This is a genomic window from Arthrobacter sp. K5 (assembly GCF_040448525.1).
GTDB lineage: Bacteria > Actinomycetota > Actinomycetes > Actinomycetales > Micrococcaceae > Arthrobacter > Arthrobacter globiformis.
The window spans coordinates 828,625-840,673 of sequence record NZ_CP159279.1 but is presented as its reverse complement, the minus strand read 5'-3'; the positions used below and the strand labels follow the sequence as shown (position 1 = coordinate 840,673).

Here is a 12,049-nt window from a genome sequence, read left to right as displayed (position 1 = left end):
GCAGCCATGAGCGAAGTAAGCGAGGTCAGTCAAGAGACACCCGATAGGGCCAACGTACCGGCAGACGCCACTCCGGTGCAGAGCGAACTGGATCGAAAGATCAACAGGCTCTTCCCCGGCGTGGTTGTACGCAAGGACCTGGTGAAGGCGGTCAAGGGCAACGCCATCGTGCCCTCCTACGTGCTGGAGTACCTGCTCGGCCAATATGCGGCATCTGACGACGAAGCCACCATCCAGGCAGGCATTGACACGGTGCGCAAGATCCTCGCTGAACACTATGTGAACCGGAACGAGTCCGAGCTCGTGAAGTCCACGATTCGAGAGCGCGGGCGGCATCGCATCATCGATAAGGTGACGGTCGCGCTCAACGAGAAAGATGACGTCTACCAGGCCGAGTTCGCCAACCTCGGCATCAAGGGCGTACTCGTCGAATCGGCGACGATAAAGGCCCACCCGAAGCTGCTCGTCGGCGGTGTGTGGTGCATCTGCGATATCGAGTACTTCCACAGCGATGACGCCCGCATGGTCCCGTGGATACTGGGATCGATCAAACCCATCCAGTTGTCCAGGTTCGACTTTGAGTCCTATCTCGCGGCACGGGGCGAGTTCACAACCGACGAGTGGATCGACCTGCTCGTGCAGTCAATAGGGTTCAATCCCGAACTTTTCGGACACCGCGCCAAGCTCATCCAGCTCGTGCGGCTCATTCCGTTCGTCGAGCGAAACTACAACCTCGTAGAACTCGGTCCCAAGGGCACCGGCAAGTCGCACATCTTCTCTGAGTTCTCACCCCACGGCATGCTCATCTCCGGTGGCGAGGTCAGCGTCCCAAAGCTGTTCGTCAACAACTCCAATGGCCGCATCGGGCTGGTCGGCTACTGGGATGTCGTAGCGTTCGACGAATTCGCGGGTAAGAAGAAGCGCACCGACAAGGCGCTCGTGGACATCATGAAGAACTACATGGCGAACAAGTCGTTCTCCCGAGGTGTCGAGACGCTTGGAGCAGAGGCTTCAATGGTGTTCGTCGGCAACACCTCGCACACCGTCCCCTACATGCTCAAGCATTCGGACTTGTTCGACGAGCTTCCCGAGAGCTACCACGACTCGGCCTACCTCGACCGCCTGCATCACTACATCCCAGGCTGGGAAGTCGACACCATCCGCGGCGAGATGTTCTCCAACGGGTACGGGTTCGTTGTCGACTACATCGCCGAGGTGCTCAAGTCGATGCGTTCGGCGGACTACTCCGACCGCTACCAGTCGCACTTCACTCTCTCATCAGACATTTCGACGCGAGACCGCGACGGCATCCACAAGACCTTCTCCGGGCTGATGAAAATCCTTTACCCGCATGGGGAAGCGACACGCGAAGAGATCGAAGAGATCCTGCAGTTCGCCATCGAGGGTCGCAAGCGCGTCAAAGACCAGATCCTCCGCATCGACTCAACGATGGCAAACGTAAAGTTTGGCTATCTCGACAAAGCCGGTACGTGGCATTCAGTCTCAACGCTTGAAGAGGATGAGTACCCGGCGTACTACTACCGTGAGCGCCGCGTAAGCACGGACGCGGAGGAGGCAACGGGCGATTCAACTGGGCACACCGCGACGTCTGCGGAAGACGGTCAACCAATTGCGCCCGAGCCTGTCACCGTAAAACCGCTGTTTGAGGGCCACCAGGAGTTCCAGGAGAACCAGCGTGGAGTCTCCTTCGAGACTCTCTTGGTCCCGTACCTGCGCGGAGCCACGCAGATCACCATAACTGACCCTTACATCCGGCAGTTCCACCAGGCCCGTAATCTCATGGAAGTCATCGAGTGCATCGCAGCCACCAAGGACGCGGCCGACGAAGTGAGTGTCCGGCTCGTTACTTCTGAGAACACCGAGGGACAAGACAAGCTCCGCAAGCAGTACGAACTATTGCTGAAGGTCAAGCAGGGAGCCTCTGTCGCCGGCATCAACGTCGACATCGTCTTCGACGGAGCTATCCATGATCGGTCCATCCTCACCGACACCGGATGGAGGATCCTGCTCGGCCGCGGGTTGGACATCTTTCAGTACATCACGGGCGACGCCTTCGAACTTGCCACCAAGCTTCAGGAATACCGCCAAGTCAAGGCTTTTGGCATAACTTACATCCGAGACGACGCGTGAGCGCATCTCGTTACTAATGTGTCCGGCAGACTTACTCAGGCCCGGTGGCTGAGTTTTGCGCGGTTCCCAATTGTGTAACGCGATCCCGAATGTCAGCAAGCGGCTCCGTTAACTGGTCTGCTATGCCGGCCAGATGCACGAAGGCCTCGGTGCCTAGCAGCACCATGCTGGGGAGCATCGCACGGTAGCGATCATGCGGAGTTGGCTCCATATGAAGATGCAGTCCGGGCTCATCGGGGTCGAACTCGACATAGGCTTCTGAACTGGTCAGCGTTGCGTGCGATTCCTGGGTATCCGTAAGCCAGATTTGGAAGAGAATCTGGTAATCGGGGATGTCTTTCATCAAGGACTTGAGGTTTTTGAAGGAGACGTTGTCCGATTCGGGATCCGCTTCGGACTTGAGTAATTCGATGATATCCAGCGCGCCATCGGGTAGAGGGGTGCCGGCCTCCGCCGCAAGTGTGATGTTGCCCAAGCTATGTTTGCGCTTGTTCAATGCTGCTTCGACGAATCTGCGGGTGTCGACGGTGGTGGCCCAGTGGAGCCTAATGACGTGTTCAACGACGGAGCGTCGGAGCGGAGCACACTCGACGCCGAATCCGCGGTGTTCTAATAACCTGATGGCCTCGGCAGTGCGTAGGGTTCGCATAAGCCACCCCCACGCGATGCCGACGGCACGGACCGCGGCCTCGTCATCTCGGTTCCATTCACCAAGCGGAGTCGGCGGCAGCGGCGGTAACTTTTCGATCAGTGTTCTGAAGTCCGCAAGGATCTTGTCTTCTTCGTCGTCACCCGGGCTCTTCGTGGTCGTCATGCTTCAAGACTGACGCCCGATTTGGCCAGCTGCAATTCAGGACAGCGACGGCTCGGCTCGAGCAGGCAACCGCCCCACATCCCTCCGGACACAACCAAGGGACGGGCCACTAAGCCACCGCGCCCGGTTGGTGACATAAGGTGTTTCAGTGTCTGATCTTGTTCTCGATGTAGCTGCGGATTCACTGGTGCCGGCTTCGCGCGCGTCCCTCACTCTCGGTCATGTACTGACTGGCATGGGCGCAGACCGCGACCCGGCCGTCCGGCTGGAGGATGTATTGCTGATCCGCCATGCCTTCAGGCCCGGCGACCCGACCGCCCTGCGTGGTCCCGAAGACCTGACGGAGGAACTGGTCCTCGCTTACACCAGGGAGCAGGGTCTCTCACCCCGGCAATTCCCCACGGACCCTCCCCGTTTTTGGGTGATCCTCATCGCCGACGGCAAACGCCGCTCCCGGCTATGGGGCACCTTTGAGAACCACGGCGAGGTGGTCGCGGAGCGCACTGACGTGAACCGGTCCTTCGACCTGCGCCTGTCACGTTTCCTTGCGCCTTTGAATGACCGGCTGGTGATCGAATGGGACAGCCCGCGGAATTGGCACCGGCGCGCCACGAGTGCCGCGAACCTGCCCGTATTGGAGATCGCAGACCGGGACAAGGAACCGTTCCCAGGATTCGACGGGGTGTTGCTCACCTACCACCGACTTTGCGAAATGGTAGAGAGCCCCCGCTACGCCGATTGGCGCACTGCCTTGAAGGAAGTGCAGGGCATCTACCTCATCACTGACTCCACCAACGGCAAGCAATACGTTGGAAAGGCGGATGGTGCTGAGCGCATTCTCGGACGGTGGACGAGCTACGCGCGCGACGGCCACGGCGGGAACGTCGCACTCCGCGAACTTGCCTACGACAGCGCAGCCGGAGAAACGACCAAGACAGACCACGCCCGGCACTTTGTATTCAGCCTTCTTCGCGTGTTCGGACCCAGCACACCCTCCACAGAGGTGGATTCAGCTGAGTCCCACTACAAGGACGCGCTGATGACACGACAATTCGGCCTCAACAGAAACTGATCGATCAATGACACTACGTCCACGCCGTGCCTGGCAGACGGCAGCAAAAGCCAAGCAGGAGTCCAAAGACCTGGGGGAGCTGCACGCGATCGAACCAGCGTCGCGCCGCAGCGATGGCTCACCCAAAGTGGGCCCTGGCCAGGTTTACGTGGTGAGCTCCGGCAAGGTCTATCACCCGGCCTGGTGCAACTCAGTGGGCAACGTCTGGGACGACAACCCCAAACGGCTGCTGGTCGTCGAGGAGACCGGTGTTGGCGACCGTCAGGCCTGCAAAGCCTGCGACGAACCTCTGCAGGCCTGACTTTGCATATTTAGCGGCTACGACTGAGTCAGGCCTCCGGCGGTCCTCTCCGTAAGAGACGGTCCGCCCGCATAGGATGATCCCATGTCTGAACCCGAGCCAATCACGATCCGGAACAGTCTGCCGAACATCCTCGCAAATGAGGCGTACGGCCCGGATAGGAAACGCACGCAGGATGTCATGGTGGTCATAACAGTAGGTGGTACTTCCACTCACCTGGCTTTGAAGTCTGCACCCACCACGACGCTATGCGGTCAGAATTCCCGGTTCGTGGCCCGCGCCTGGTTTCTCCTCAGCGGCTGCATGAAGTGTTCAAAGGCTGGTCTCAAACAGGGCATCGCCACGATCACCGACACAGACGGCACACTCATCGACCTGGCGACCAACACCGAGATCAAGCTGCCGGAACACTAAGCTCTTGCCGCTTCGAAGGCAGCTTCCTGGATCTCCATTGAGGGACCGGGCCAGACCTGAGTGATTGCCTTGGTCAGGACTACAGAGCGCTCCTTGATGTCGGCTTCAGTCCAGAGATCGATGTGGCTCTGGATGATTTCTTTGTTGAGCACCAGAAGGCTGAAGGCGTCGAGCAGCGTTCGCTTACCCTTGCCTGATTCACCGCCATCGATGAGTCCCGCGGCGTCTCTGTCTGTCCACGGACGGTTGGATAGCGAACCATTCAGTGACTTGGTCACGAGCGTGAGATTACCGATCGTATTTACGACCCGGTCACGCACAGCTGCCTCTTCAGGCGTGAGTCTTGGCTGCGGGTCCCAGTGGGTTCGCCAACCTTGCGGCATAACGTGCTCGATTTCCAATCCCCAGGGAAGCTCGACTGCTTCGTACTTCGTGCTCTGGCTGCGAAGTTGTTGTTCCACAGCACGGAGGACTACCTGGAGTCGCCACTGCCGGATGTTCCCGTAGAGCTTCACATCAGGGAGTGTCGTGAGCATCTCTTGATCGGAAGGCCAGTAACGGGTCTCCGCGGTCTGCTCCGAAAGAAACGTCCTTATGGCGTTTCCGGCTTCGCGAGCATCAACGCTCCCGAGCGACTTCAAGGTGGCGACCATGAAGCGGTTTACATCCTTGGAGGTCTTCCGCAGGAGTGTGCTGCGGATAACCCGGCTTTCGATGGCGTCCAGTGCTATCCGCACCTGGTCGCGGGGAACCGAGTGGTTCTCGGAGAGGAGCCAGAGGAAGAGGGGGGGGTGGTGGCCGCCAGCTCCATCGTTTCGATAACCCGGGAGCGGAACCGTCCTTCGGGCGTCGCTACGTCGAGTTCGCTGAGGCCCCGGTAGGTGTCGGCATCCTGCCGCAGTTCCGTCAGCAAGGCTTCCGCGTTGGCGGGAGTGGACAGTCGCGACCCTGCGTAGTCTGCGAAAACTCTGAACACCAACTCCGCTTTGACTTCTTCCTGTAAGCGCATCGTGAGCCAGTACTGCAGAAAGATGTCCACGCGGGACCGAATCTGACGGCCTTGGGAGATTTCAGCCCGCCACCATACGGTATCGAAGTCGGCCCAGTGCGTCCTGGACCACTTGTCCACGTCAGCACCAATCTATACATCTGCCACTCGGGTATAAAAACGTTGGAGCCGGGCGACACTCTTTTCTTTCTCCGGACTGTGCACGCTGTTGGCGTCGTTGAAGAAACACGACGTACCAGCGTCCTGGCCGACGTGCTGAGTTTCGCCGGAGCACGCACCGTATACCGTGCCGAGGAACTCCAGAAGATGTGCGCAAAGGAAGTACTGGCGGTCAAATTCAGGCTTGACCAAGTGCTCGACGCGCCAGTGTCGCGCGAAAACCTCAAAATGCTGGGAGTCATGGAAGAGTCCCCGCAATCCATCGCCCAAATCAAATCAGAGGAAGGAATTCAGTGGGCAAGAACACTCCAGGAAGGGTAGCCCTGATGTCTATCAGGCCGGAGTTTGCCAATGCGATTCTCGCCGGCGAGAAGATTGTGGAGTTCCGCAAGCGGCCCGTCGCCGATGACGTCAGCCACGTTCTGATCTATGCCACCATGCCTGTTGGCTTACTTCTTGGGTGGTTTGCTGTCCGCGGGCAGAAGACCATGTCTCCGAAGAGGCTCTGGTCCACATTCCGTGCAGTTGGTGGGATCTCAAAGAGCAGGTTCTTTGACTACTACGACCAGCGGGAGCACGGAACAGGGATCCTGGTCGAGACCGCTGCCGATTCCTTGAACCGGTCCCCCTGTCTGAACTGGGCACGACCCTTCGTCCCCCGCAGAGCTTCCAGTATCTGACCGCAGCGCAGTCAGACATATTCTTCAAGATGGTGCAGACCCAGCCGAATGTTGAGTCGGACTCAGAGCTGCTTCCGCTGGCTCGTGTTGGCTGATGCTCCCGGCGAAGCGTGAACGCCCAACACCATGAGCAGCGTGGGCTCGGGGCATGAGAAGAATGCGCCGGCACTGGAGCGCTGCCGACGGAAGTCGAGGGGTTGGAAAGATACATTCCCGAAGTAAGGGAGAGATCGCGGCTTTCATTTGTGCTTTCCGCCTTATCTGACGGCGACAGCATGAGCATGTGGCGCTACCACGGCCGCCATCAAGTCAGCCTTGCAGTCGGGCCCGACCGAAAACGAGCCTCTGGTTCCGCAATGGGGAGTCCCGGTCCCGAAGGTTTGCGCAGGTTAAGGAATGACGCGTGGCCAGACACAGTTCCGTCGATGCTGTCCTCTTTGGATACGCTCCTGAGATGGGAGCGGAACTTACGTATGACCTATGGGCTACGGCAGCTGCGCGGGCTGCTGCAATGACAGCGGCGGGGCAGGAGCCAAGACGCCATCATCTCGTCCCCCGGTTCTACATCGATCGCTGGGCTGTCGATGGCCGAGTAAGAGTCGTTGACCTACTGCGCGGGCGGAACGCCTACGAACTCTCTCCGGCCCAGGCCGCGTTGGAGACTGACTTCTATCGACTTGATGAGCCGGACGATGAGACGTCGCCGGTCTATTGGGAAGCGTGGCTTTCGGAGGTCGAGAGGAAGGCCGCGGCATCGATCGCACGCATCGATGCTGCCGGCCCGGGGGCCATGGACGACGAAGCACATCAGTGGCTATGTCTCTTTCTGGCTGTGCAGATGACGCGCAGCCGCTCTGCGCGTCTGCGGCGGCGTGCAATGATTGCCGAGCAGATGGCCCGGGTCCTGGAGATCGGCGGACCTGGAGAACTAGCTCGCGAATTGTCCGCCGGTGACCGGTCGTTCGCCTCCGAGGACCTCGAAAAGCTTGTTGCGGATGTCGAACGTTTCCGCGCCGATCCGTCGCAACTGCCGCTCCCACGGAAAGAAGACCTGGAGTCTTCAGCAAAAACAGCGACACATATCGCCGGCATCCTCATGACACGCCATGTAACGCTTTATGGGACTCGAAGAGCGCTAATTACTTGTGATGAGCCTGTCATCGAGCTACATGAGTACATGGCCAATCCCGCGATAGGGGGTGGGGTGTGGGGCGCTCCGATTTTGGCCTTCCCTTTGGGCCCCTATTCTGTGCTTGCTTTGTACCGACGTGATCTGGAGCCTCCCTTGGAGCCTGGTTCGATGCTAACGACGAGCGAAGCGATCGACCTAAACAGTTCGATCCTCGCGAATGCGCATAGCTTCGCGATCGCTCGCGCGGGAGACAGCATTGCGGAGAGGCTATACCTTCCCTCACAGCCGGTCAGCATCCGGTCTCAGCTGATCGACTTACCCAAGTCGGACGAATCCCTATTTCGGTTCTGGACGCCGCGGAGGTGGGAGGGCCAGCACGATGCGCCCGTCCGTGTGGTCAATCGGTGGTGGCCCGGGCGCGTGCCCGCAGCTCCTCGTCCGACTCCTGAGGAACAGAAGATAATTGACGCTTGGGGTTAGTGGTCGCTGCCAAGCACCCATGGTACGAGCAGGGCACGGTGTCCATTTAGATCACAAGCCACGTCGCATCGAGCCGACCGTTGGATGCGTCGCCACCGGGAAGTGCTCTATCTCAAGGTTCGCTTATCCCGAACGAGAACTTGCTGATTTCCCCGCTTGAGTTCGAACAGGCCTATTCCCTCAATGAGGTCGCTCAGCTTCTGATAGCCATAGTTGCGCGGGTCCAGCGATGCTTGGTTACCTATTTGATTTCCAACTGCGGAGAGGTGCGCCCAGCCATCATCTCCACTAGCAGCTTCGACAGCGTTGCGTACCAGAAGCACGAGTCTGGCGTCGCCGCGCATCTCCTTCGTTCCACCAAGCCCGTCTAAAGACTTATCAGGGATGGTGTGGGGTTGCCCCAGTCCCTCGACATAAGTGAACAGCGAGCAAGCATTAACAAAGGGCTCCGGCGTTTTTCTCTCTCCAAATCCATACACCTTTAGGCCGTCCGCCAAGATGCGCATCACCAACGGGGTGAAGTCGGCGTCGCTCGAAAAAAGGGCGAGCCCATCCACTGAGCCTGCCGTAAGCAGGTCCATAGCATCAATCACCATCGCCATGTCAGCCGCGTTTTTTCCAGTGCTGTACGCGAATTGCTGCATGGGCCGTATCGCGTACGGATGGAGAGCAGCTTGCCATTGCTGCAGGTAGGGGCTCTTCCAGTCCCCATAGGCCCGCCGCACGTTGGCCACCCCGTGACGTGCAACTTCAGCAAGGACGAGATCAATCTTCGAGGCTGGTGCGTTATCGGCATCAATGAGCAAGGCAATGCGCTTCTCGTCAGGATTCACCCTGTTGATCATGCAGGGAGACATGAGCCCGGTCAACTTGTTTGGTGTGGCATCGTGAGTTGAGATCCGAGAAGTGCAACGATAATTAATCGAATCAGACCAAATGATGCAACTTGACCTCAGCGGAAGGCGCACCACCGTGTATGTACCGGCAAGACGTGATGAGATGCTCCGCTTCTTCCGGGCGCGGATTTTGGGTGATTTGCCCAGGTTCAGATGGGGTCTCTTTCAAGAGGCTGTCCGGGCCAGAAACTACCAGCGTGCGCTGGACATAGCCGCGCAGGCGTTGGACGAAGAAGCAGAGCGTTACGCAGTCCGCAAGACGATGTTCGGCAGCAGCCACGTCAATGTATCTGCACCGGACAGGGTTCCCCTTTACCTGGCCTCAATTTTCGGGCGGTTGGACGTTATCGATCGGGTAATAGCCCTTGAACGGTTCGCGCTGGATGAGACAAAAAAGCCCTATGACGGAGCAGAGGGGGAAACGGGCCGCATCCGGTACGACCGCAATGCGGTCTTCGCCGTGGAAACCCATGACAGTCGGCTGGAGCAAGCCCTCGAGCACAAGGCCGATTACGAACGCTTCGCAGCCATCCTGAGTGCGGTGCGCCAACGTCCCGGCATCCTCCAGGTGGACCTGACGGGAGTGGTCACAGACAGGGACACCAAAGGGGTCACCAGGATGGTGGACCAGCTGGAGGCCACCGATCTGGTGGCGACAAAGAAGGTTGGAAGCCGCGTCGGTGTCTGGCCCGCAGAACACCCGAAAGGTCCGTCCCCTTCTGATCGCCGCGAACAGCGATGGTATTGGGCAGTCGATGATTATTGGGAGGAGCGGCCTTTCGAGTGGCTGGATCTGTCCGCCACGATCTCCGGCATCGAAACCTTGGCGCTAATCGTGGAGGAAGCGGCACGGCAGACCGGCATTGACGGTGGTCTCCGACCAACACCGTTGGACTTTATCCAAGGCAGCAAATGGCATTTCGCTTCCCCCGCACTGTCCGGGGGAATACCCACTCATGAGGACCCTGATCAGCTTGCCATGGTCTTCTGGGGCCACCAGGACCTCACTCAGGCAGCTGCGATGGCCGGGAGGATCATTCACGACGGGGGAGCCCAAACGACTGCGAACCAGAAGAAGAAATGGTTGCTGGCCGAGCCGCGGCATACGCACATGGAACGGATGCCGTTCACCGAGCGTTTTAGCCTCGATACGGGCCGTCACACGGGGTGGCTCCTGCGTGAAGTCCCGGAACCGACCGCAGACAGTGTCCCGGCCACCGCGTTCACCGCCGCCGGAGTATGCACGGACCAGGAGAAGGCAGCCGAGCTGGGCGTCGCGTGCTGGCTGAAGCGGAGCAAGGGGCGGGCCCTAAGACCAGCATGAGGTCAGATGCGGATCCCCTCGAAGGCAACGCCAGCTGTGAGGCTGCCGAAGCCTGAGGTGCCTGGCTGAGCGATGTCATTGTCCGAACACTTGGCTTCCATGCCTTATCCCATAGCTCGTCATGCGGTCCTGCCAGGTAACAGTCCGGACTGTCGCTCATGGCCGTTTTCGGTGCGATCGTCGCGTCCGTTCCGGCCGTGGTGAAGCTGACCTTCAACAACAACCCCGATCGCGCTCGGTTCGCCGCGCCCCTGCTACACTCGGGCCTCATGACGACGATCTACACAACCCAAGAGTGGAACGGCCACGGGAAGCAGAACTACTACTGGAACGAGTACAGGCTCGAAGGGGACACCGTCGTCAAGTACAAGTGCCACAGGCAGAAGTTCTTCGATGGTGATGAGAACACCTGGCAGGAGGACGAGACGCTCCAGGATTCTTGGGGAGTTGACGACCCGAGCCTGCCCGACTGGCTGAGGCAGCATCTCTGATCCGCGCCCTCGCTCCCGTAGCGCAGCGCAACGACGCTAGACGTAAAGCGGACTCCACCGAGTTCCGGCACGGAGCAACGTCTCGTCCGCGCGTACCCCCGATCACCACATTGACCCAGCGGACCCAGTTCTTCCGCGGGTGGTAGCCCATTGCTCCCCAACGGCAGGACGGGACAGGGCAAATCGCGGGTCGGGTCGAGCCGTGAACGTTGCCGTCTTGCACTGTCCTCATCCCCGCCGAACAGGGCGTACGGCTGTCGGACAGACTCGTCCTCCCGGCCCTTGCGCCTTTCTACGCTATCGCGTCGAAGAAGAAGCGCTTGTCATCTTCGGGCACCTGGTCCGGACGGAGCAGGTTGAACAGATGTGCACCATTTCCTTGGAGTTGCAGCAAGCTCGGGTTAATGTCTGCGACGCCCAACATGTACGACGAATCGGTGGAATTGATCAGGTCGAGGCCTACCATCTGATAGATCTCGAAGAGTACTCCGATGGTCGCAGGTCGTAGTGATCCGCTCCCGCGAAAGTCCATCGCTCGGACCGTACCCCTGTCAAGATGGCCAACGATCCCGACAATGACCAGTTGACGATAGGTAAGCAGCTTTGCAAGATTCAGGATGTGATTCAAATGGCTCGAGTCGAGGTCGCGAGCGAACGCCGCATTGGCGTAAAAACGTGCAATCAGCTCGACCTTGCGCTCTTCGTATGCATCGCGCGCCGCGAGAAATGAGCCCTCGAGAAGTTCTTCGGCTTCCGACCGCAGTTCACGTTGCGCCTTGCGCTCCCGGCGCTTGAAGAAGCTCGCTTCCCGAAGCTCCTCGCCTCCGTTGAGCCGCTGTGCGATCAACTCATACGCAAGCAGCATGCACGATCCGACGCGTTCTCGTTCTGATTGAGTGGTCAGTCGCTCCGCGACATGCCCCACTGCGGCCTTGACGCCGTCCTGCAACAGAGCGCCGGTCGCGCCTCCAATCACGGCACCGGGCGGGCCGCCCACCAGGAATCCCACCAGTCCACCCGCTGCGACCCCAGTGGCTCCCGCTCCGGATGCAATCAGTTGTTCCACCGCGGAGCTGCTATCGTTCCCGCTTCTCGTCTCACTCATTTGACGATTGCCTCCACTAGA

At 59.4% G+C, this 12,049-nt stretch carries 13 protein-coding genes; 9 read left to right on the top strand and 4 right to left on the bottom strand.

Annotation, left to right across the window (positions count from 1 at the left end; genetic code table 11):
* Positions 1 to 6 precede the first annotated feature (6 nt).
* Positions 7 to 2,151: a BREX system Lon protease-like protein BrxL gene (gene brxL / locus ABRP34_RS03675; protein WP_353712304.1), complete on the top strand. Its 2,145-nt coding sequence runs from the start codon at positions 7 to 9 to the stop codon at positions 2,149 to 2,151.
* A gap of 31 nt (positions 2,152 to 2,182) precedes the next feature.
* Here brxL and ABRP34_RS03670 read toward each other — a convergent pair whose 3' ends face one another.
* Positions 2,183 to 2,965 (bottom strand): DUF5677 domain-containing protein, encoded by a 783-nt coding sequence (locus tag ABRP34_RS03670; protein WP_353712303.1) that lies wholly within the window; start codon positions 2,963 to 2,965, stop codon positions 2,183 to 2,185.
* Between the two features lie 148 nt (positions 2,966 to 3,113).
* Here ABRP34_RS03670 and ABRP34_RS03665 point away from each other — a divergent pair, with 148 nt between their 5' ends.
* The 3 genes from ABRP34_RS03665 to ABRP34_RS03655 all read left to right on the top strand — a co-directional run bounded on the left by ABRP34_RS03665 (position 3,114) and on the right by ABRP34_RS03655 (position 4,752).
* On the top strand, positions 3,114 to 4,037 hold the full coding sequence (locus ABRP34_RS03665; protein WP_353712302.1) for a GIY-YIG nuclease family protein: 924 nt from the start codon (positions 3,114 to 3,116) through the stop codon (positions 4,035 to 4,037).
* A gap of 7 nt (positions 4,038 to 4,044) precedes the next feature.
* Positions 4,045 to 4,338, top strand: coding sequence for a hypothetical protein (locus tag ABRP34_RS03660; RefSeq protein ID WP_353712301.1), 294 nt, complete (start codon positions 4,045 to 4,047; stop codon positions 4,336 to 4,338).
* Between the two features lie 84 nt (positions 4,339 to 4,422).
* Positions 4,423 to 4,752: a hypothetical protein gene (locus ABRP34_RS03655; RefSeq protein WP_353712300.1), complete on the top strand. Its 330-nt coding sequence runs from the start codon at positions 4,423 to 4,425 to the stop codon at positions 4,750 to 4,752.
* Here the strand turns inward: ABRP34_RS03655 and ABRP34_RS03650 are convergent.
* Positions 4,749 to 5,405 carry an HNH endonuclease family protein gene (locus ABRP34_RS03650; protein ID WP_353712299.1) on the bottom strand — a complete coding sequence of 219 codons (657 nt, stop codon included), beginning with the start codon at positions 5,403 to 5,405 and terminating at the stop codon, positions 4,749 to 4,751. The genes ABRP34_RS03655 and ABRP34_RS03650 overlap by 4 nt on opposite strands.
* A gap of 518 nt (positions 5,406 to 5,923) precedes the next feature.
* Between ABRP34_RS03650 and ABRP34_RS03645 the strand changes: the two genes are divergently transcribed.
* The 3 genes from ABRP34_RS03645 (at position 5,924) to ABRP34_RS03635 (ending at position 8,212) form a co-directional block, all read left to right on the top strand.
* Complete coding sequence (locus ABRP34_RS03645; RefSeq protein WP_353712298.1) at positions 5,924 to 6,241, top strand: hypothetical protein; 318 nt, start codon at positions 5,924 to 5,926, stop codon at positions 6,239 to 6,241.
* Positions 6,214 to 6,600 carry a hypothetical protein gene (locus ABRP34_RS03640; RefSeq protein WP_353712297.1) on the top strand — a complete coding sequence of 129 codons (387 nt, stop codon included), beginning with the start codon at positions 6,214 to 6,216 and terminating at the stop codon, positions 6,598 to 6,600. Before ABRP34_RS03645 ends, ABRP34_RS03640 begins: the two co-directional genes overlap by 28 nt.
* 511 nt (positions 6,601 to 7,111) lie before the next feature.
* Positions 7,112 to 8,212 carry a DUF4238 domain-containing protein gene (locus ABRP34_RS03635; protein WP_353712296.1) on the top strand — a complete coding sequence of 367 codons (1,101 nt, stop codon included), beginning with the start codon at positions 7,112 to 7,114 and terminating at the stop codon, positions 8,210 to 8,212.
* A gap of 107 nt (positions 8,213 to 8,319) precedes the next feature.
* Here ABRP34_RS03635 and ABRP34_RS03630 read toward each other — a convergent pair whose 3' ends face one another.
* Positions 8,320 to 9,045: an NYN domain-containing protein gene (locus ABRP34_RS03630; RefSeq protein ID WP_162520268.1), complete on the bottom strand. Its 726-nt coding sequence runs from the start codon at positions 9,043 to 9,045 to the stop codon at positions 8,320 to 8,322.
* A 103-nt stretch (positions 9,046 to 9,148) separates the two neighbouring features.
* On the opposite strand from ABRP34_RS03630, the gene ABRP34_RS03625 reads away from it, so the two are divergent.
* Together ABRP34_RS03625 and ABRP34_RS03620 are read left to right on the top strand one after the other, a co-directional pair.
* Positions 9,149 to 10,432 (top strand): hypothetical protein, encoded by a 1,284-nt coding sequence (locus tag ABRP34_RS03625; RefSeq protein WP_353712295.1) that lies wholly within the window; start codon positions 9,149 to 9,151, stop codon positions 10,430 to 10,432.
* A 158-nt stretch (positions 10,433 to 10,590) separates the two neighbouring features.
* Positions 10,591 to 10,923, top strand: coding sequence for a hypothetical protein (locus ABRP34_RS03620; RefSeq protein ID WP_353712294.1), 333 nt, complete (start codon positions 10,591 to 10,593; stop codon positions 10,921 to 10,923).
* A 292-nt stretch (positions 10,924 to 11,215) separates the two neighbouring features.
* On the opposite strand, the gene ABRP34_RS03615 is transcribed toward ABRP34_RS03620, so the two are convergent.
* Positions 11,216 to 11,989 carry a hypothetical protein gene (locus tag ABRP34_RS03615; protein WP_353712293.1) on the bottom strand — a complete coding sequence of 258 codons (774 nt, stop codon included), beginning with the start codon at positions 11,987 to 11,989 and terminating at the stop codon, positions 11,216 to 11,218.
* Positions 11,990 to 12,049 lie beyond the last annotated feature (60 nt).